Raw genomic sequence first — 21,917 nt, forward strand, 5'->3', positions numbered from 1 at the left:
AATGCACATGATCGCGGCATGAGGCAATTCTTTTCATGTGCGTGGCTGCTGTGCGGCGGGACGTTGTGCCTGGCGCAGACGGCAGAAGAGATGTTTCCGCTGAAGCCGGCGGACATTCATGCGCTGATCCGCGAAACTGCGCCGAAGATCGAGGAAAAATTCAAGGGTACACACGCCGAGGCCGACGGCCTGGTGGAACGCGTGTCCGAGGCCCTGGCGCTGACGACGCCACCGCAGCCGGACGAGGGCGACCGTGGGCGGCGTCTCGCCAAGGCGATGCACCTGATGAATGCGGATGTCCTGTTCGCCAAATGCACCAACGATGGCATTCGCGGCCCGGTTTCCGACACCAGCACCGCCGGTTGCATGCAGCGCTACCGTGAGCTCGAGGCCGCTACCGCGAGAGATGCCGGGGAAGTGTGGCGCTGGCTGGAGATGCAGGAGGCTGCGAGGTATTTAAAATGGACGGACCAGAAGAAAATTTGCGGTGAGAGGGCGCTGGGCGCGGCGCGGGCGCTCATCGCGCGCGAGCCGAAAAATGCAGCGGCGCACGCGCTGCTGGCCTTGGCGCTGGACTGGGGCGCTGACAAACTAGCGGCGCTACAAACCGCGCTGCGGCTGGATGCGCGGCAGCCGCTGGCAGCGCACACGTTGCTGGACCACCGCGTGGAGCTGGCCTTCGCCGCCGCAGTGTTGCGGCGTGACATCGCGCTGGCGGAACCGGAGCCGGAGGACGTGGAGCGGGCGCTGTTTGACCGGCCGCTGGCGGAGGACGAGCGGCTGGCGTTTGAGAAACTGCAGGACGAGCTGCGGCGCGAGGCGGAGCCGCTGCTCGCGCTGGCGGAACAGCGTGGAGATTTGACGGTTTATCTCAAAACACTCAGCCTGCTGGCCGGTCTGCGCCGCCAGGCCGACAAGATCGCCCTGGCGGCCAAACGTGGGCCGGAGGACCGCTACGAGGTGTTTCAAGCGCGGCAGAGCGCGCTGCTCCTGCCGTGGCTCGCCACGACGTTTGAGGACACGCGGCGGCTGCGCACGGCGCTAGCGCTGACACGGGATGATCCTGAGGCCATGGGGACGATTTTCATCATCACGATGCTCGGTGAGGTCTCCCGGCTGATGATGGCGGGTCAGCAGGCCGCGCCGGAGCGGCAGGAACTGCTGGAGCAAACGCTCGCCGCCCTCGTGGCACGCGCGGCCGCGGACGACAGCGTCCCCGCCGCCCGCGCCGCCGAGGCGGTGGTGGCGGCGGAATTCACGCGGATGATGGCGGGCCGCCCGCCGCAGCACCTGGACTTGCTGCTGCGTGCCATTCGTCTCGATCCTTTACGTTTCCGCGCTCACGGCACCCTGCTGGCCATGTGCATGATGAAGCCGGAGCCGGATCTGGCCGCCAGCAGCGCCATTCTGCAAATTCAGCTCGCCATGCTGCCGAATTTCGACACTCGCCGCATGTGCGCGGCTGCGTCTGCCAGCCTGCATGACTGGCCCGCCGCGCACCGCTATCTCGACGCTTGTCTGAAGGAAAAGCCGGATGACGTGCTGCTCCTCAACCAGCGCGCGGCCACCTGGCTGCGCGAAAGCCAGTCCAAGTCCGCGCAGAAGAAGGCCGCGGCGCTCTTCGACAAGATGGCACCGCTGCTCCAGGAGCAGATCGGTGCTCTGAGCAAGAGCGACCGCGAATTGCTGGCCAAAAACCGCATCCTCTTCCACGCGTTGTGCGGGAAAAACGATGAAGCTCGCGCCGCGCTGGCTGCGGCGCTCGAAAACAAGAGTCTGGATGAAAAAGAGGGCAAAGCACTGGCGCCACTGCTGAAGTAGCCCACTGGCATGCTACTCCAGCCGCTTCAGGCTGCCTATGCGGTACGCGCCGTCGAGCAGGCGCAGGTTGTCGCGCTCCGCGCTGAAGGTGTCGAGATAGAGGATGTGCGGGAACTCACCGAGTTCGATGACGTGCCAGGTGTCCTTGGCGCTCTTGAAGGCTTCGGCCAGATCATTGAGATCATTGATCGCTTTCCCGTTCACTTTGTTGACCACCTGGCCGCCCAGTTTGTCGTAGCCCTGCGCACTCGGCGTTGGCAGCACCATGCTGAGGAAGACCAGCTTCTTGCGGCCTTCTTCTTCATATTTGTCGGGATGGGTGGCGATGCGGGTGAGACGCAGGATGGCACCGCCGCGCTGCTCTTCGCCAAACGCATCGAGATACGGGCGTGACAGCTCCTGGAACAGCAGTCCGCCCATGAGAACGTAACGCGGGCCTTTGTCGAACTGGTACGGCAGCACGAGATAGTCAGCGGGGTTGCGACGTGCAAGCTGGCCGTTGAGCGTAACATCCTTGCCGTCGCGAATGACTTTGATCTCGACCTTGTCGCCGACATATGCACGTCCGCGCACGAGATGGCTGGAGCTGAGGGCACCGAACTGCGGATCTTTGTAGTCGCCACGCGAGTCGATGGTGAAGCCGTTGATGGCGACAAGGATGTCGCCCTTTTTCATGCCAGCTTTTTCCGCGCTGCCGCCCTTCATGACGGTGGTGATGAGAACACCGGGGGCATTAGGCTTGAGGCCGAGGTAGTCGCGGAACTGCTCGTCCTGCGTGGCCTGCAGTTCCATGCCGAGGCCGGGGAAGCCTTCGTACTTGCCGTCGGCCACGTCTGTGAGGAAGTGCTCAATAATGGGTGCCGGCAGAATGGTGGTGACCTGATTTTTCGAGTCATAGCTCAGCAGCAGACCGGCGAGTTTGCTGCCCTTCACCACCGGGAGCGTGAAGCTGTTCGCCTCGCTGCGGATGATGCCGTTCGCTTCATACACGAGGAAGCCGGAGCCTTCGACGTTGTAGCGGCGGGTGAGCACCTTGCCGATGCGCAGCGGGCTTTCGATCAGTTCGCCCACGCGGCCGGTTTGCAGAATGGAAACCGCATCACCGATGCGGCCGCTGGCATCGACCGCCATCGGCTTGAGTCCGGCAAAGAATGCCTTCTGCTTGTCCGAAGCCGGCGACTCCAGCAGCGCGAGATTCGCCTCATAATCGACGGCGACGACCTTGGCGGGAATTTTCTGGCCGCTCTCCGGCAGCTCCAGCTCAATGTAAGTCGCATCCGCCGCCATCTGGCCGGTGACGAGCACGCGGTTGCTCGCCAGCACCACGCCAAGGCCACGGCGGCCCGAAGGCGACTCCTTCTGCCATGGCAGATGCAGGTTGTACGACTGCGAGGTGGCGTTCACCTTCACCAGCGAGCTGTTTTGCACAACGGTTTGCGCGGGGGAGCCACTTTCGAGCACGACCGGCGCACGTTTCTTTTTGGGTGCCGCAGGTGCGGGCTCGGGCGTGGAAGTCTGCGCTTGCAATGCAGCCGCGCTAAGAACGAGGAGAGAAAACGGAATGAATTTCATGGGGTCGTCGAGGCGAAAGGTTTCAAGGAATGCTCATGCGGCTATTCATCGCCGAGATAGGAGTCTCCCAGGATGTTGTAGGTCTGCATGATGCGCGCATGCGCGGCCTCGGTGAGTTCGCGCTTCAGCACCAGCGGTCGATTTTTCTCCAGCAGGCGGATTTCGATGAACGGCTTGTCCTTCTTCTCCAGCGCCGTCTTCACGTCTTTGAGCGACTTGATCTTCACGCCATTGATTTCATCGACGATGCTGTGTGCATACGGACTCAGCCAAGTGTTTACCTCATCCGGCAACACGCTGGTGAGCACGACAGGTTCGGGGCGCTCGACGTAGAGCTTGTCGGTGAGGAAGTTGTCGAAGACGTAGTTCACGGTGTCGTCACGCATCTGGTGCGCGTCCATCAGGTTGCGGTCCAGTGGCTGAAACACGAGTCCGGCATGCACGATGTAACGCGGACGCTGATTGTACTGCGCGCCGAGACGGACATACGGATCGAAGCGTTTCAATGTCACCGTGGCCTCCAGTTTCTTGCCGTCGCGCATGTAGTTCAGCTTGATCGTGTCGCCGGCGAACTTGCGTTCGACGATCTCATTCATGTCCATCAGCTCGCCTTCGAAACGGACGAGTCCGTTGTTCATCACGGGGTTGTCATCAATGCTCAAAATGACATCGCCAATCTTCAACAGCTCACCCACGCTGCCCGCAGGCTCGACATCGGCCACCATCACGCCCACGCCGTCGCCGTTGGTGCCGAGCGCCTTGGCCTGCGCTGGGTTTTCGATGGGGAAATCGCTCGCGGCGAGATCCACATAGTGATCGTAGCGGCCATCTTCGACATCCTTGAGGAAGCGTTTGATCACCGGTATCGGAATCATGTAGCCCACATTCTGCGCCACGCGACCGCTGAACCCTTGGAAGGCCACGCCGACGACTTTGCCTTCCTGCAACACCGGACCGCCGGAGTTGCCGGGATTAATCGCCGCATCGACCTGGATCGCGAGATGCGAATCGACGCTGGTGTGGCTGTAAGGCCGGAAATCGATGCGCGAGACGACGCCGCGGGTCACCGAGATGCGATCCCCGCCGATGGGATAGCCAATCGCGATCACTTCCGTGTTGAGCTGCGGGATGCCGCCGAAGTCGAGCGGCTTAAGCTTTTCAAAGTGCTTGCCGTCCTCCGCCTCAATGATCGCCAGGTCACAATCATGCGCGATGTGGATGATCTTTGCCGGATGCGGCTCAGGATCGTTCGTGGTGCGGATCAAAATGCGCGTGGCATTGCTGACGACGTGCGCATTCGTCAAAAAGCGATTCTTGCCGATCAGAAACCCCGTGCCGCTGCCACCGCTGGGCTGCCCCGCATTCCACGGTTCGCGATAATCAGGGACCAACACCGACACATCAATGTTCACGATGCCTTCCCAAGCCCCAGAGGCAACGTCGATGGCCTGATTCGCCGGCGGCGGTGCCGGCGCGGGTTGGGCGCTGGCGACTGAAGGAAGCAGTGCGAGGACGAGGAGAGGCAGAAGCGGTCGGATGTTCATGCAGGTGACGGTCGAAGCCACAAACATACGCGGCCTGTTGCAAGAAACACAAGCACAGTGATAAAATAATGCCGGACGGAGCGCCCATCCGCGAAGCGGTATTTGTCACGAGACCCAGGGTAGCGCCTCCTGCCCGCAGTGCTTCGCACAGCGATGCAGGCGGGCGCACAAGCCTGGGCTGCATGACAACAGGCCGTTGGCCTTCAATGCCGATCCGCAGACCCAAAACTCACCCCGCACACGTCACCCGGATCTCCTCCAGCGCGGCCCAACGCGTGAACTTGCCTTCCAGCTCATGCTTCTTCGCGTCGAGTTTGGCGATGAAGTCATTCGTGCCGGAGCCGAGCTTCACAAACAGCTCGGGGTTGCTCAACTCGGCCTCCATCGCGGCGATTTCGCTTTCGAGGGTGGCGATGGCGGCTTCGCAGTCGGCCAGCTCGCGCTGCTCCTTCTGCGACATCTTGCGTGTCTTCGGAGCGCTGGCGGCGGCGGCTTTTTCTTTCTTCACGGCGGCGTTGACGTGAGCCAGTTCGGCGGCGGCGCGCGCGGCGCGTTTTTCCTGGTAGTAGCTGTAGTTCCCGGCGCATTCGTGGATGCGGCCATGGCCTTCGAAGGCGATGAGGCGCGTGCAAACGCGGTCGAGGAAGTAGCGATCGTGGCTGACGACGAGGGCGCAGCCTTTGAAGGCCATGATGGCTTCTTCGAGCACGCGCATCGTGGCGAGATCGAGATCGTTCGTCGGTTCGTCGAGAATGAGGAAGTTGCCGCCCCGGCGCAGGATTTTCGCCAGCAGCACGCGGCTTTGCTCGCCGCCGCTGAGTTCCTTCACGCGCATGGTCACACGATCATCGGTGAACAGGAAGCGCCGCAGATAGGTGCGCACATGCATCTTCTCCGGGCCGAACTGCACAAACTCCGACATCGGCCCCGCCACTTCTTCCATGACGCTGTTCTCGGGATTGAGCAGCAGGCGCTGCTGATCGACGTAATTGAAGATGGTGCGCTTGCCGATGACAACCTTGCCTTCGTTCGGCTGCTGCTGGCCCATCAGCATGCGCAGCAGCGTGGTTTTGCCGAGTCCGTTGCGGCCAATGATGCCGGTGCAGGTGGCGGGCTCGAAGCTGAGGTCGAGATGGCTGAACAACCAGCGGTCGTTGATGTGGGCGCCGATGTCTTTGGCATCGACCACGGTGTTCGCCAGCGGCGGGGCCGGTGGGATGATCAAATCCATCACCAGCTCGGCCTCGGGAGCCGCGATGGCGGAGACGCGGTCGAATTCATCCAGCCTGGACTGCTGTTTCGTGCCCCGGCCTCTGACTCCTGCACGCACGAACTCCAGCTCATGCCGCAGGAAACTCTGACGGCGGCGTTCGGAGTTCGCCTCCACACCTTCGCGGATGGCCTTGCTCTCCAAGAACGCGCTGTAGTTGCCGGGATGGCTGTAGATGCGGCTGTCGTCGATCTCGATGATGCGCGTGGCCACGCGGTCGAGGAAGTAGCGGTCATGCGTGACGAACAGCACCGCGCCGCTGAAATCGCGCAGGAACACCTCCAGCCACTCGATGGATTCGGCATCCAGATGGTTCGTCGGCTCATCAAGCAGCAGCAAATCGGGCTGCGACACCAGCGCACGCGCCAAAGCGACACGGCGCTTCTCACCACCGGAGAGACCTTTGACGAGACGGTCCGGCGCAGGCACGCCGAGTTCATTCATCGCGGTGCTGATGCGGGTTTCGACGCCCCAGCCGTCGTGAAGCTGGATCTGATGCAGCAGCTCGGCCTCCTGATCGCCTTTGTAGTCGCCGGATTCGTAACGTGCGACCATATCGAGCAGCACGGAGGCTCCAGCGCGCACATTGTCGATCACGCTCGCGTCATCATCGAGCGTGAACTCCTGCGCGAGGTGGCTGACGATGATGCCGTTGCGCCGTGAGATCGTGCCGCTGTCCGGCTTCTCCGTGCCAACGAGGATGCGCATCAGGCTCGTCTTGCCCGAGCCGTTACGGCCCACCAGCCCGAGCTTCTCGCCCTCATGGATGCTCATCGTCGCATCATTGAAGACCTGCTGCAGGCCGAATTGAAGGCGCAGGTCTTTGGCGGAAACGACGGCAGGAGTGATGGGTGACATGTGGGGCGCGCACTGACCACACGATGCGTCCGAGATCAAGGCTTTGCCAAAGCTTCGCGCAGCATCACCGGATCATCCGTCGTAATGCCATCGACACCGAGCTTCGCAAAACGCTGTGCATCGGCCGGTTTGTTGACCGTCCAGACGTAGAGGCTGAAGCCAGCATCGCGGATTTGCTTCACCATCGCTTCATCCCATGGAAAATCGGTGCTACCCAGGTCGAGGCCGTCGAGTTTGTCAGCCTTCGTGTCGGCGATGAGCTGGGTCAGGTTCGTGGGCTTCTTGTCCTTCGTCTTGCCGGCGGCGAGACGGTAAACTTTCACCCACGGCATCGCTTTCTTTGATTCAGCCGCCGCCGCACGGTTGAAAGCGATGATCGCCAACTGCCCCGCACGATCTTTCATAGGCTCCAGAATGCGCTTCAGCTCCGGCACGATCTCCGCGCCACACTTCACTTCGATGAAGAAACGCTTCTTCCCCTTCGGCAAAGTCGCGAGCGCCTGCTCCAGCGTCGGAATTTTCTCCTTCGCCCACTCTTTGCCCTTCCACGAACCGGAATCGAGCGCGGTTAGTTCCGCCTGTTTCGACTTTGCGACGTCCAGCTTCACACCGGAGGTGCGTTTTGTGTCCTTGTCATGAATGACAGCCGTTTTGCCATCGGCGGTGAGATACACGTCCAGTTCGCAGGCATCGGTTTGATGCTGCCAGCCGAGTTCAAAGGCCGCGAGCGTGTTTTCGGGCGCACGGGCGGAAAAACCGCGATGCGCGATGATTTCGACGGCGTCGGCAGACATGGCGGTGAGAAGGAAAAAAACGAGGCGCTGCATGAGAGAGAAAGCAAACGAGGCAAGCACTCGTAACCCTTCGCCCCAAATGAAATTCTGCGCCCTCGTTCTTCTCGGCATCGTCATTGTCCACGGGTTGACCTCTTGTTCAAAGTCAGGCAACAAGGACCGCCACGTCATCCTGATCAGCCTCGACGGCTTCCCCGCCTGGATGTGGAATGATCCGTCGCTGCAAGTGCCGAACCTGCGCAAGCTGGCCGCCGAAGGCGCGAGCACGAAGGCGATGACGGTGAGCAATCCGTCGATCACCTGGATCAATCACACCACGCTTGTCACCGGCGTGGAGCCACGCAAGCACGGCGTGCTCTTTAATGGCCTGCTGGTGCGCCAGGACGGCAACAAACCCGCGAAGATCGAGCCATGGGTGGACAAATCGAAGCTGGTGCATGTGCCCACGCTGTATGACATCGCCCACCAAAACGGCCTGACCACGGCGGAGTCCGACTGGGTGGCCGTCACGCGTCCTGGCACCATCACCTGGAGCTTTGCGGAGCTGCCGGAGGCCGAAAGCCCGGTCGTGAAGGAAATGATCGCCGCCGGCACGATCACGCCGGAGCACATCGAGTGGATGCAGATGGGTCCGCAGCGCAAGAGCGTGACTTTTCTCGACAACATGTGGACCAAGGCCGCCATTCACATCTTCAAGACGCACAAGCCGAACCTGCTGATGTTTCACACGCTCAACACCGACGCCACGCATCACACCTATGGCCCTGGCACGATGGCCAGCCACACCGCGCTGGCTTACGCGGACAAGCTCGTCGGCGATTTGATCCAAGCGGTGGACGAAAGCGGCCTGCGTGACCGCACCACCTTCATCATCGCCACCGACCACGGCTTCAAAAAAGTCTCAACCTATGTGTATCCGAACGTCGTCCTCAAAAAGGCTGGCCTCGCCACCGCCCTTGGCCCCACGATTAACAAATGCGACGCCTTCTGCATGACCCAGGGCGGCATGGCCTTCGTCTATGTGAACGATCCCGCCCGCAAGGCCGAGCTGCTGCCGAAACTCAAGGCGATGTTCGAGCAGACCGAAGGCGTGGACCGTGTCATCGACGGCAAGGACGGTCACACGCTCGGCATGCCGACGCCCGAGGAAAACCAAGGCATGGGCGATCTCGTGCTCTACGCCAAGGACGGTCACGCCTTCAACAACGCCGCCGCAGGCGATGCCGTGACCGCGCCCACCACGAACTACGGCGGCACGCACGGCTTCTTCAACGGCGACCCCGATCTCGACGGCATCTTCATCGCCAGCGGTCGCGGCATCAAGCAAGGCATCGTCCTTGAGCGCATGGCCAATCTCGATGTGGCTCCCACCATCGCGAAGCTCATGGACCTCAAGCTGCCGCAGCAGGATGGCCGCGTGCTGGAAGAGATTCTGGTGCCCGTGAAGTGATTCAGGACGGGGGCTTCTTCGTGCAAGCCTCTCTAATTTTCTGCGTTTCTATATCTGCACCAGCATTCATATATAGAAACACATGGCCACCGTTCCTCGAGCACGCAAAAAAATCGCCGCCCCTGTCCGCGACTCTGGATTTAGTACGCCGAGCCTGGACCGCGCTCTCGCCGTGCTGCGCTGTCTTGGTGCCGCCTCGGGCGGACTCACGCTTTCGGAGATCGCGGCGAAGGTCGGCTTGTCGGTGAACTTTGTGTATCGCGTCACGCAGTCGCTGGTGGGGCACGGGTATGTGGTGCGGGATGCTGAGAAGCGATTCAATATCGGCGCGCAGATGCTGGCGCTGTGTCAGCCGGTGGTGGATGATGTGCCGCTGGCGGAGGCTGCCCTGCCTGCGATGCGTTGGCTTAGCGAGCAGACGGGAGAGGCGGCGCATCTCGGCATCATCAGCGGGCATGAGGGCATCGTGCTGGAGCGAGTGATCGGGCGAGCTTTGATCAAGTTTTATGTGGAGCGTGGCACGCGGTTTCCGCTGCACACGAGTGGTCCGGGCAAGGTGATGCTGGCCTTCATGCCGGAGGCGGAGCGGGACGAAGTGATGGCGGGTATGAAGTTCGAGCGCTTTCAGCCGCAGACGATCTCGAGCCGCAAAGATTTCCTCAAGTGCCTCGACCAGGTGCAGCAGCAAGGCTGGGCCGTGGATGTGGGCGAGCACTTGGAGGGACATCATTGTCTCGGTGCTCCGATCTTGGGAGCGGATGGAAACGCCATCGCTAGCCTGTGGATCTCGGGACCGAGCCAGCGGCTTTCGGAGGAGCGGCTCGCCAAGCTCGCACCGGTCGTAAAAAAAGCGGGCACGATGGCCACGGCCGCACTCAACCCCGCACAAGCCAAAGCATGAACTCGCATCATCCATCCATGTCCGCTCCGGGTCCCTGCTTGATGATTTCCCACAGATTCGGGACTCCACAGATTTCTGTTTCTGACCAATCTGCGGAATCCCGAATCTGTGGGAATCCCTCAATGAACTCGCATTATCCACCCGTCTCCGCTCAGTGTCGCTGGCTTGCGAGTTTGCTCCGTTGTTCGCTGCTAGCTGGCTTTGTTTCAGTGGCTGTCTCCGCAGCGGAGCCGGATGGCGCGGCGTTTTTTGAATCGCGCATCCGGCCGGTGCTGGTGATGCACTGCTACGAATGCCACAGTGCTGAGAAGACCAAGGGCGGCCTGCGGCTGGACTATCGCGGCGGTTTTAAAAAGGGCGGCGAGAATGGTGCGCTCGTGGACGCTAGCGCGCCCGACAAGAGCCTGTTGCTGCAAGTCATCCGCCATGAGGAAGAGGAAATGAAAATGCCGAAGAGAGCCGACAAACTGCCCGACGGAGTGATCGCAGATTTCACCCGCTGGGTGCGCATGGGCATGCCAGGGTTGTCGGAGAATCCGCCGAGCGCGCAAGCTGCTGCTACCGAAGAATGGCAAGCCAAATTGACGAAACGTCGTTCTCACTGGGCCTGGCAGCCGGTGAAAACGCCAGCGGTGCCGAAGCTGGCGGCTCACCCGATGGACAGCTTTCTCATGGCGAAGATGCAGGAGAAAGGCCTGGAACCCGCAGCTCCAGCAGCGCCGGCCGCCTTGTTGCGCAGGCTGAAGTTCGCTCTCGTAGGCCTGCCGCCGACCGAGGAGGAGATGGAGTCTTTTGCTGGGAATCTCTCATCGTCTCCCCATCCGATTGTCTCCCCATCTACGACCGAAGCTCTCATCGACCGCCTTCTCCAGAGCCCGCAGTTCGGCGAGCACTGGGCCGCGTATTGGCTGGACTTGATGCGCTTTGGCGAGACCGGCGGCTATGTGCGCGATTACCCGATCCCGCAGGCCTGGCGTTATCGCGACTATGTGATCCGCGCCTTCAATGCGGACGTGCCGTATGACCGTTTCGTGCAGGAGCATGTGGCGGGCGACCTGCTTCAGCCGCGTCTCAACGCCGCTTTGCACATCAATGAGGCACCGCTCGGCACGGGCTTCCTGCGACTGATGGAGGTTTCCTCAACGGCCTCGGACGTGGCGCTGGAGGAGGCGCAGATTGTGGAAAACCAGATCGATACGTTGTCGAAGGCTTTTCAGGGCCTCACCGTTTCCTGCGCACGATGCCACGATCACAAATTCGATGCGATCTCCACGGCGGATTACTATGCGCTCTTTGGGACGCTGGCCAGCTCGCGGCAGAGCCAGGTGATCATTGATGCCTCGGAGGTGAAGGACAACGGAGTCGCGGCGATGCAATCCGCCAAGCAGCAGATGAAAGGCAGCCTGCTCACGCTGTGGAGGGAGGATCTGCAAACTCAGAGCGACGCGTTGCAAACATGGCTGCAAGCCGGGCCTGGCAACAAGCCAGACAAGACGACCTTTTGGGGCCGCGTGTTGCTGCGGGAGAAAGTGGATCGCGCTGACCCGGGGCATTTTTTCACAAGCATCAGCCAAACGCCTGCGGGTCAGCCTTTGGAAAAAGCAGCCGCGTCATGGCTCCACGAGCAGCGGCGTGAGTCCGCTGCCCGCGAGGAGCGGAACCGGAACAAGTTCAAGACCACGGCGGATTTTCGCGAGAGCGATGCTGGCTGGTTCCTTTCGGGTGTGCAGCCGAGCGCAGTCTGGAGCGGCGGCAGCGATTTCACGCTGATGCCGGAGGGCAAGGAGTTGGTCGATCGCTTCGTGTCTCCGGGCCTCATCTCAGATCGGTTGACTCCTAAGCATGGAGCCATCGCACGTTCGGCGGATTTTACGCTCGGCACGCAGTTCGTCAGTCTGCGAGTCGCGGGTGGTTCGTCGGCGCATGTGCGACTGATTCAAAACAACTTCCAGCAGATGGAGAACATCGCTCACGCGAACAAAGTGCGGCACTTTGATTCACGCTTTCCCACTTGGGTGACGGTGCCGGTCGGGCATCAGGCTAGCTGGCAGGGACGTCGCTCGTATTTGGAAGTCCTGACCAAGGATGATGCGGCCCATTTCCGCCGTTCCGATGAGGGCAACAAACCTTACGAGTTGGTCGTGAAAGACGCGACTGGTCGCTCGTGGTTCGGTGTCGATCAGATCGTGGAGCACCAGACTCCAGGAGTGCCCGAGAATGACCTGCGACTGACCCTTCGCCTCGCGCCTGCGAGTGCGCCATGGAACGCAGAAACTCTCGCGGCTCACTGGCGCAAGGAATGTGATGCCGCGCTGGATCGCTGGGGCCACGATGCGGCGAACGCCGACGATGTGGAGTTGCTGAATTGGCTGCTGGAACACGGTGCTTTGCGCAATCAATTGGAACAACTGCCCGGCGACGTGCAACAGATCGCGGAGCAGTATCGAGCGCACGAATCCGCAGTGCCACGGTTCCAGCGTGCCTCGGCCATCGTGGCGGAGGGGACAGGTTTTGATTCGCCCGTGCATCGTCGCGGCTCGCCGGATTCGCCAGGTGAAAAGGCTCCGCGACGTTTCCTCGAAGTCATCCACGGTGCGGAAGGTTACACCACGGGATCGCAGGCTCGGTTGGAGCTCGCCCACGACCTCACCTCGCCGCAAAATCCGCTCACCGCCCGCGTCATGGCGAACCGCGTGTGGCGCTGGGTCTTTGGCCAAGGGCTCGTGGCCACCGTGGACAATTTCGGCGTCATGGGCGAGAAGCCCAGCCATCCCGAGTTGCTCGATTACCTCGCCACCTATCTCGTCGAGCACGATTGGTCGGTGAAAGCCTTGATCCGTCATCTCGTCACGAGCCGGTCATTCCAGGCGCAAAGCATCGCCTCCGCCAAGGCACAGCAAGTGGACCCTGCGAATCGACTCCTCTCGCACATGCCGGTGCAACGCCTGCGGGCCGAGGCGGTGCGCGATTCCATTCTCGCGGTCTCCGGCACGCTGGATCAAACGATGTTTGGCTACACCGGGCCAGCGAACCAGAGCGAGAGCGCTGCGGCGGCCCATCCGAAGCTGAGGCGTGGGGTTTACCAATACATCCGACGCGAGGCGCTTGATCACATGATGCTCATGTTTGACGCACCGGAGCCATCCCGCACCCAGGGCGACCGTGAGACCAGCAGCGTGCCCGGGCAGTCGCTGCTCATGCTGAACAGCGCTCTGGTCCACGAGCAAGCCACCGCCTGGGCCGCGAAAGATATGAAGCTCCGCAAAGGATACTCGACCGAGCAGCGCATCGAGCATCTCTTTGCCAAGGCGCTTGGTCGCCAGCCCTCCGCGCAGGAGGTGCAGTCGCTCGTCGAGTTCATTGACGACCAGGCCGAGGCCTACGCTCTCCCACCCGCCGCACGTGGCTCGGACCAGCGGCTCTGGGCGGACCTTTGCCACGTCCTCATCAACGCCAAAGAGTTCCTCTACATCCCTTGATCCGCCATGCAGCCTTCACCACCTAGCCGCCGATCTTTCCTGCAAACCAGCGCCTCGGGCTTTGGCTGGCTCGCTTTGCAGTCGCTCTTGGCAGACCGCTCCTTCGGCTCGCAAGTGCAGCTCACCACACCTCACCTCGCACCGAAAGCGAAACGCGTCGTCTGGTTCTTCCTCGACGGTGGCCTCTCGCATCTCGACAGCTTTGATCACAAACCGCGCCTCAATCAGGATCACGGGAAGCCGCTGCAGATTGCTGGCAAAAAAGAGGACATTACGGGGCGCACCACCAATGCCATCCTCGGCAGTCCCTTCGCCTTTCAGCGCTACGGCGAGTGCGGAAAGATGGTCAGCGATCTCTTTCCAAACATCGGCTCCTGCGTGGACGATCTCACCTTTCTCCATGGCGTGCACGGGCCGTCGCCCGACCACGAGAGCGCCATCGGCATGTTGCACGGAGGCTCGCTTTTGCAGGGCTTCCCCAGCGTTGGCTCGTGGGCGCACTACGGCCTCGGTTCGGAAAATCAGAACCTGCCCGGCTTCGTCGTCATGGGCTCACGGAAGCGCATGTATCGCACCAATGGATTCCTGCCGCCGGTCCATCAAGGCTCGCCTTTTTTCCAGGACCCAGCCCGGCCTCTGTCGGATCTCGTGATGGCGGAGAAGATCAAATCGCTCCAGCAAAACAAAATGCGGGCGGTGGGGCAGCTCGACCGCGACTTTCTGAAATCCTCCGCACAAAATCAGATCATCGAGGCCGCCATCGCCAACCACGAAAAAGCCTACGTCATGCAGGACGCCGTGCCCGAGGCGACCGATCTCACCAAGGAGACCGCCGCCACCCTCGCGCTCTACGGCGTGGGCACCGAGCGCAAGGAAACCGATGAGTTTGGCCGGCAATGCCTCGTCGCCCGGCGGTTGCTCGAGCGGGGTGTTCGCTTCATCGAGATCGTCAGCAACGGCTGGGACCAACACGGCGATTTGAAGGAAAAGCACGCCCAAAACGCCCGCGCCATCGACCGGCCCATCGCCGGGCTGTTGAAGGACTTGAAAGGCCGCGGCCTGCTGGAAGACACACTCGTCGTCTTCGCCACCGAGTTTGGCCGCACGCCCAACACCGAAGGCGGCGGCAGCAAACCCGGCCGCGACCATCATCCCTGGGGCTTCACCATCTGGATGGCTGGCGCTGGTCTGCGTCCCGGCACCAGCCACGGTCAGCTCGACGACTTCGGCTACTTCCCCGTCGAAGGAGCCGTCGATATTCACGACATCCACGCCACCGTCCTGCACCTCCTCGGCATCGACCACGAGCGCCTCACCTACCGCTACTCCGGCCGTGATTTCCGCCTCACCGACGTGCATGGCAAACTCGTGAAGGAGATCTTGGCGTGAGCTTGAAGTTTTCCCACAGATTCAGGGCTCCACAGATTTCTGTTTCTGATCAATCTGTGGAATCCCGAATCTGTGGGAATCCCTCACCTCCAACTGAACACCGGCGAGTTGGTCCTGGCGTGAGCTTGATGATTTCCCACAGGTTCAGGGCTCCACAGATTTCTGTTTCTGATCAATCTGCGGAATCCCGAATCTGTGGGAGTTTCTCACCTCCAACTAAACACAGGCGAGGTGGTCCTGGCGTGAGCTTAATGATTTCCCACAGATTCAGGGCTCCACAGATTTCTGTTTCTGATCAATCTGCGGAATCCCGAATCTGTGGGAATCCCTCACCTCCAACTGAACACCGGCGAGGTGGTCCTGGCGTGAGCTTGATGATTTCCCACAGATTCAGGGCTTCACAGATTTCTGTTTTTGACCAATCTGCGGAATCCCGAATCTGTGGGAATCCCTCACACGCACCCAACTTCTAACCATGTCTAAAGACCCATTTAGCCATCTCATCATTGGCAAGGCGATGCAGACGCATTCCGCCTTGGGGCCTGGATTGGTGGAGGAGTTCTATCATCAACACCTCGTCGGCCTACTTCGTGCGGATGGGATCGAGCATCTCTCGAAACCGCGCTTTGATCTGATCTATCGAGGCTACCTTGCCGATACCTTTGAGCCTGACCTCGTGTTTCCTGGCAAGCTCATCCCTGAACTCAAAGCCTTGCGCGGAGAGCTTGCGCCATCGCATTTCACCCAACTCTTCGCCTATCTCAAATCTTGGCAAATCCCCGTCGGACTACTGATGGACTTTGGCAAAGCGAGTCTGGCCCCGGTCCGTGTGCGTTTTGATCCCGTCGAGGCTGACTTTCCCACGGTTCCAATTCCACCACGTCTGCCGCACCAAGAACTCGCACGTCACCTGATCGAAATACTCAACCGGATGCATGCCGACATCGGACTCGGCTATCGAGAGACCACATGGCAGGGTATCTTCGTGGCCGCGTTACAAGCCGAGAGCTTGTCATTTCTCCTGTCACCAGAAGTCGCCATTTTGAATCAATGCAGCGCCGCTCTCCGTTGCATTCTCGTCGAAAACGTCTGTCCCGTTTCCATCACCGCACTTGGCGACGGCATCTCCACAGCGGATCGAGCCGTGCTCCAATCCAACTTGCGCAGACTTGGCCTCCCATGGGGCATTGCAGCCCATTTTGGCCGCCGCTGCGTCGATGTCCGAATCATCCAAGTCCCCGCCAACCGCCATCTATGACCCCACCTGTCCTTCAGAAAAAGAATCTGTGGCTCCCCGAATCTGTGGGAGTTCTTCTTCTCGCATTCGCCGCTTGCGAACTCCATGCCGAAGAGCGCTATCTGCTCGCGGCGGACAATCAGGTCATCGAGATCGACCGCACTGGCAAAGTCGTCTCCGTGCTGAAGCATCCCGGCCACGGTGGCATTTACGATGCGGCTCGACTACCGGACGGTGGCATCGCGTATGCACATCGTGGCGGCTTGGCGGTGTTTGATGCGGCGAAGAAGCTCGTCATGGAGCACAAGGCCGTCGCAGGCCCCAAAGGTGCGGAAGCGAACAGCGTGGCTGTGCTCGAAGGCGGCAAGAAGTTCGCGCTCATGGACAGCGGCGTGAATCAGATCCGCATCGTCGATCAAAGCGGCAAGGTGATGAGCGCGACGCCACTGCCGGATCTCAAAGATGACCCGTTGCACTTTCGCTATCGCATGATCCGCGAGGTATCCGGCGAGAACGCCTTCTGGGTCGGCCAATACGGTCGCAAAACGGTGCTGAAAGTCGAAACAGGCACGGGCCGTGTGTTGCAGACCATTCCGCTCGATCCGCTGCTGAAGCCATCGCCCACCGTGAAGAAAGCCTTCGCCACCTTGCAGGATGCAGATGGCTCGTTGTGGGTCGCCACATCGACGGGATGCCAGTTGCTGCATGTGGATGCAGCAGGCCAAAAGCTCGGCTGCTGGACGAAAGAAGACCTCGGCCTGCAATGCCGCTACACGCTTGGCATGTCACGCCTAGCCAATGGCAACGTGCTCATGGCCTGCGGGGATTATCACATGCAGAAAGCCGACGAGGGCCGCGATTTGCTCGCGGAGATCGACAAGGCCGGAAAAGTCGTTTGGAAGCTCACGAGAGATCAGTTGGTGGATCAAATCGACGGCACCATCGACAAAAAAAGCGGCATCGAAGAACTGCACATCACAAATGTTCACATCTTTGAATCACCCACTCCAAAATCAGCCTCCGCGAGCCCGATCCACAGCTTCATCGACAAGCATTGCATCGACTGCCATGACGACAGCGTCGCGAAGGGCGACTTCGACATCACCGCGCTGACCTTTGACCTCAGTCATGCCGACAAACGAGGTCGCTGGACGCGAGTGTTTGACCTTATCGAGAAAGGCGAGATGCCGCCGCCGGAGAAGTCCAAAGTCAGCGTGGAGGAACGCAAAGCCGTCGTCTCACAACTCAGCGCGAGCCTACTCGCCGCAGCAAAGGAAGAGACGACGAAAAACGGTCGCGGTCCGGTGCGGCGCCTCACTCGTGTGGAGTTTGAAAACAACCTGCGTGCGCTGCTGAAGCTGCCCCATCTCGACATTCGGGACAAACTGCCCGAGGACCGCGACGCGCATGGTTTCACCAAGGTCTCAGCACTGCTGGATATGTCGCATGTTCAGCTCGATGCCTATCTCGAAGCCACCGAGACCGCTCTGCGCACGGCGATGGCAGGCCCAAAACCACCCGCAGCACCCGTGACGCAGCGCTTCACCGGCACGGAGCTTTTCCCAGGTCTGAATACCTTCGGTGAACGCGAGGCGATGTTCTTCGCGCGGGACTATCGCATGGTGCCCATCACAACGGCGGAGCTGAAAGCGATGACGCCTGAGCAGCGCCGCGATCCCAGCTTGGAGATGGCGCTCTTTCGTTCCGCCACTTGGCCGTATTTTGGCTATCCGCCTGGTTTTCGAGCCAAACAAAAAGGTGCGTATCGCGTGCGTTTTCGCGGACGAGCCGTGCGACAGGTGCGTGACTTCCGCCTCGTGCCCGCGCATGAACCCGTGGCGATGAGTTTTCGTGCGCGGCAGCCTTCCGGCCCCGATGTCTCCGGCGATGTCCGTGAGACCGGCGGCTGGATGGATTTGCAACCTGAGGCGCGTGATTTCGAAACGACGATCCACCTCAAAGCAGGCGAGACCTTTGAATACAGTCCGCTCGGCTTACCCGTGCCCTTCATCCGCACCGATGGCGGCTTCTTCTATGATTACCCGCCGATGCCGCCGGAGGGCCATCGCGGCGTCGCGATCCAGTGGCTCGAAGTCACCGGCCCCATCATCGATGCACAATGGCCGCCGCCCTCGCATCATGTCTTGTTTGGTGAGGTGAATGCCGCGAAAGGCAGTGCCGCCGATGCTGAAAAGCTCTTCCGCCGATGCGCCGCGATGGCCGCTTTGCGTCCGATGAGCGAGAAGGACCACCAACCCTTTTTGACGCTCATTCAGGCCAAAATCACCTCTGGAGCCCCTTTTGCCGATGCGATGCTCGCGGGCTATCAGGCGCTGCTTTGCTCCTCACACTGCCTTTATCTCACCGAGCCGCGAAAAGACGCTCCCGATGCCCACTTTGCCATCGCGAGCTGTCTCTCGCATTTTCTCTGGAACTCGCGCCCTGATGACGAACTGGCCCAACTCGCGCTAAAGGGCCGTTTGCATGACAAAGCCCTGTTGCGTGCGCAAACCGAGCGCCTAATCGCCGATCCGCGCTTCGAGCAGTTCGTGCGCACCTTTGCCGAAGAATGGCTCGACCTGCGCAAACTGCGCCGCGACATCCCGGACGAGCGTTTGTATCCCGAGTATCGCAAAGACGACTACCTCGTCGATTCGATGGCCCACGAGACGCAGTCCTTCCTCCGCGCCATGATTCGCGAGAACCTTCCCGCGAGCACCGTCATCGCCGCCGACTTCACTTTTGTGAATGATCGCCTCGCCGCGCACTACGATCTGCCCCGCGTCAGCGGCTCAGCCATGCAGCGCGTGACTTTGCCAAAGGGCAGCCCGTATGGCGGACTCATCACGCAAGCCGCGCTGATGAAACACACCGCCAATGGCACCACCACCTCACCTGTGTTGCGCGGCGTGTGGATCATGGAAAAACTCCTCGGCCAGCCGCCGCCACCGCCGCCCAAAAGCGTGCCCGCCGTGGAGCCGGACATCCGTGGTGCCACCACCATCCGCGCCCTGCTCGCCAAACATACCGAATCCAAAACCTGCGCCGCATGCCACGCCAAGTTTGATCCCGTCGGCTTCGCGATGGAGAACTTCGATGTCATGGGCGCATGGCGGGATCGCTATCGCGGCATGGAACGCGGCGAGAAGATCACCGGCATCGATCCCGCCGGACATCCCTACACCTACTTCGTCGGCCAGCCCGTCGATGCCTCCAGCAAGCTCCCCACCGGCGAAACCTTCCACGACATCCACGAACTCAAACGCCTCCTCGCCGCCAACCCTCGCCAACTCGCCAAAAACCTCCTCGAACACCTCACCCTCCACGCCACCGGCACGCCCGTCGGCTTCGCCGACCGCGAAGAAATCGAGTCGATGCTCGATGCGTGCGCAGCGGATGGGTTTCGTGTGAAGGACCTGATTCACGCACTCGTGCAAAGTCGCATTTTCAATGGAGGTAATGACAAATGATCGCCTTGTCACTGCTTCAAGCCGCAGATGTCATTCGCTGGAAGCTCTGCCATATACCCCGGAACCTCCGATCCGATGCCGAAGGCATCAAAGCCATTAGCCGGTGGTTGAGGAGCGTAGCGACGACACCACCGGATCACCGCGCCGAAAAGTCCCGCATCCCGGAGGGATGCCAGCCATACCGCGCCTCAGTCCAGATACCGATCCTCGTATTTCACGCCCGCCTTCTTCAAAAACTCCACCAACTCCTCACGAAACGTCTTCACGCGATGATGCTCCGCTTGGTTTGCGATGTATTTCTGCACTTGAGGTCGTGCTGTCGGGCTTACCGTGAACGCGCCATATCCTTCCTGCCACGCAAACTCCCGCAGCTTGATCTCCTCAAGCACCCACACGGACGAAGCCTTCTTCAGCTCTCTCATGAAATCCGACAGACAATGCGTGGCTTTCAATCCCACAAGCAGATGCACATGGTCAGCCACCCCGCCGACACCTTGAACAAACCCGCCAAGTCCGCCGACTGTGCCGCCGAGGTATTCATGAAGCCGTTCACGCCAGGAAGCGTCTATCAGTGGGACGCGGTCCTTCGTGGAGAACACGATGTGGTAATGCAGAGCGAGAAAGGTCGATGGCATGGCGAAGCGTGGTTGCTGGCATCCCTCCGGGATGCGCGGTGTTTCGCCATTCTATCCGGTGGTTTCGCTTCGCTCAACCACCGGCTAATCGCTACGATGCCTTCGGCATCATCGAGGCAATCTTCCAATCTCTTTTCATGAACTCCCCACCCATCGCCACCCACCTTCCGCGTCGTCGTTTCCTCCGTGGCATCGGCGTCACGCTCGGACTTCCGATGCTCGAGTGCATGACACCGGTCTTCTCCCGTGCTGCGGCATCACAGACGCCACCAAAGCGCATGCTGCTCATCTCCAACAACCTCGGGGTGCTACCCCAGCATTTCTTCCCGAAGGACAAAGGCACGGATTACACGCTCTCGCCCTATTTGAAGGAACTCGCGGCATTCCGAAACGACTTCACCATCTTCAGCGGTCTCTCGCATCCAGCCGTCACAGGCGGCCACAGCACGGAGAACTGCTTCCTCACCGCCGCACGCGATCCCACACGCAGCGGCTTCCGCAACAGCATCTCGCTCGACCAGTTCGCTGCGGAGTCACTGGGACAGCAGACGCGCTTTCCCACGCTGAACCTCGGCGTGAACATCGACAAGGCCAACCGCAGCCTCTCCTGGACACGCGACGGCGTGCTGCTGCCCGCCGAAGACAGCCCAGCGGCCTTGTTTCGCAAAATGTTCATCCAAGGCGATGCCAAACAGACTGCCGCCTCGCTCAAACGCCTCCAAGATCGCGGCAGCATCCTCGACGCCGTGCGCGATGACATCAGCAGCTTCCAACGTAACCTCGGCAACAACGACAAAAGCCGTCTCGATCAGTATTTGACCTCCGTGCGCGAACTGGAGCAGCGACTCGCCATCTCCGGCGAGTGGGAACAAAAACCCAAACCGCAAACCAAGTCCGCCGAGCCCAACGACATTGCCGACAAGGCCAAGTTCTTCCCCAAGATCCAGCTCATGCTCGACATGGCCCGCCTGGCCTTCGAGTCCGACAGCACGCGCATCATCACCCTCATGGTGGACGGGTTCGCCACGCCCGTCTTTGAGATCGATGCACAGCACCGCACCCGCGACGGCTATCACAATCTCAGCCACCACGGCCAGTCTAAAGAGAAGCTCGCCGAGCTCGAAAAGGTGGACCTTCAACAAATGCGGCACCTGCGCGATCTCATCACTGCACTAGCCGCCACACCCACTGCCGACTCCAAGCGCCTGCTTGACCAAACGATGGTCCTCTACGGCAGCAACCTCGGCGATGCGAACGTCCACAACTGCACCAACCTCCCCGTCCTCCTCGCGGGCGGGGGATTCAAACACGGCCAGCACCTCGCCTTCGACACCCTGCATAACAAGCCGCTATGCAATCTCTTCGTCACCATGCTCCAGCACCTCGGCGCGGAGACGGACACGTTTGGATCGAGCACGGGGACGCTGACAGGATTTGATTCTCGCGGCTGATCGTCACGTCTTCACCTGGGTTGCAGTTCACCTCATCAGAGGAATG

At 60.7% G+C, this 21,917-nt stretch carries 13 protein-coding genes; 8 read left to right on the top strand and 5 right to left on the bottom strand.

What is annotated here, in order from left to right; all coding sequences use genetic code 11:
- Positions 1-18 precede the first annotated feature (18 nt).
- On the top strand, positions 19-1,821 hold the full coding sequence (locus ACKVY0_RS09955; protein WP_409214663.1) for a hypothetical protein: 1,803 nt from the start codon (positions 19-21) through the stop codon (positions 1,819-1,821).
- A 12-nt stretch (positions 1,822-1,833) separates the two neighbouring features.
- Here ACKVY0_RS09955 and ACKVY0_RS09960 read toward each other — a convergent pair whose 3' ends face one another.
- The 4 genes from ACKVY0_RS09960 to ACKVY0_RS09975 form a co-directional block, all read right to left on the bottom strand.
- Positions 1,834-3,393: a PDZ domain-containing protein gene (locus ACKVY0_RS09960; RefSeq protein ID WP_409214664.1), complete on the bottom strand. Its 1,560-nt coding sequence runs from the start codon at positions 3,391-3,393 to the stop codon at positions 1,834-1,836.
- Positions 3,394-3,434: 41 nt separating this feature from the next.
- A complete protein-coding gene (locus ACKVY0_RS09965) occupies positions 3,435-4,937 on the bottom strand; it encodes a PDZ domain-containing protein (RefSeq protein ID WP_409214665.1) in 1,503 nt (500 codons plus the stop codon).
- Between the two features lie 229 nt (positions 4,938-5,166).
- A complete protein-coding gene (locus ACKVY0_RS09970; RefSeq protein WP_409214666.1) occupies positions 5,167-7,065 on the bottom strand; it encodes an ABC-F family ATP-binding cassette domain-containing protein in 1,899 nt (632 codons plus the stop codon).
- 35 nt (positions 7,066-7,100) lie between these two features.
- Positions 7,101-7,859 (bottom strand): glycerophosphodiester phosphodiesterase, encoded by a 759-nt coding sequence (locus tag ACKVY0_RS09975; RefSeq protein ID WP_409214667.1) that lies wholly within the window; start codon positions 7,857-7,859, stop codon positions 7,101-7,103.
- Between the two features lie 79 nt (positions 7,860-7,938).
- On the opposite strand from ACKVY0_RS09975, the gene ACKVY0_RS09980 reads away from it, so the two are divergent.
- The 6 genes from ACKVY0_RS09980 to ACKVY0_RS10005 all read left to right on the top strand — a co-directional run bounded on the left by ACKVY0_RS09980 (position 7,939) and on the right by ACKVY0_RS10005 (position 19,785).
- The gene (locus tag ACKVY0_RS09980; RefSeq protein ID WP_409214668.1) at positions 7,939-9,309 is read left to right on the top strand and encodes an alkaline phosphatase family protein; all 1,371 of its coding nucleotides are present in this window, start codon (positions 7,939-7,941) and stop codon (positions 9,307-9,309) included.
- A gap of 82 nt (positions 9,310-9,391) precedes the next feature.
- Positions 9,392-10,210 (top strand): IclR family transcriptional regulator, encoded by an 819-nt coding sequence (locus tag ACKVY0_RS09985; protein WP_409214669.1) that lies wholly within the window; start codon positions 9,392-9,394, stop codon positions 10,208-10,210.
- 209 nt (positions 10,211-10,419) lie between these two features.
- Positions 10,420-13,689, top strand: a complete 3,270-nt coding sequence (locus ACKVY0_RS09990; protein WP_409214670.1) for a PSD1 and planctomycete cytochrome C domain-containing protein — start codon at positions 10,420-10,422, stop codon at positions 13,687-13,689.
- Positions 13,690-13,695: 6 nt separating this feature from the next.
- Positions 13,696-15,078: a DUF1501 domain-containing protein gene (locus ACKVY0_RS09995; RefSeq protein ID WP_409214671.1), complete on the top strand. Its 1,383-nt coding sequence runs from the start codon at positions 13,696-13,698 to the stop codon at positions 15,076-15,078.
- A 475-nt stretch (positions 15,079-15,553) separates the two neighbouring features.
- Positions 15,554-16,336 (top strand): GxxExxY protein, encoded by a 783-nt coding sequence (locus ACKVY0_RS10000; protein ID WP_409214672.1) that lies wholly within the window; start codon positions 15,554-15,556, stop codon positions 16,334-16,336.
- Positions 16,333-19,785, top strand: a complete 3,453-nt coding sequence (locus tag ACKVY0_RS10005; RefSeq protein WP_409214673.1) for a DUF1592 domain-containing protein — start codon at positions 16,333-16,335, stop codon at positions 19,783-19,785. Before ACKVY0_RS10000 ends, ACKVY0_RS10005 begins: the two co-directional genes overlap by 4 nt.
- Before the next feature lie 188 nt (positions 19,786-19,973).
- Here ACKVY0_RS10005 and tnpA read toward each other — a convergent pair whose 3' ends face one another.
- Entirely contained in the window at positions 19,974-20,420 is a 447-nt protein-coding gene (gene tnpA, locus ACKVY0_RS10010; RefSeq protein ID WP_409214674.1) for an IS200/IS605 family transposase, read from the bottom strand.
- A gap of 137 nt (positions 20,421-20,557) precedes the next feature.
- On the opposite strand from tnpA, the gene ACKVY0_RS10015 reads away from it, so the two are divergent.
- A complete protein-coding gene (locus ACKVY0_RS10015) occupies positions 20,558-21,871 on the top strand; it encodes a DUF1552 domain-containing protein (protein ID WP_409214675.1) in 1,314 nt (437 codons plus the stop codon).
- The last annotated feature ends 46 nt before the right edge of the window (positions 21,872-21,917 follow it).

The organism is Prosthecobacter sp., assembly GCF_046154365.1.
GTDB lineage: Bacteria > Verrucomicrobiota > Verrucomicrobiia > Verrucomicrobiales > Verrucomicrobiaceae > Prosthecobacter.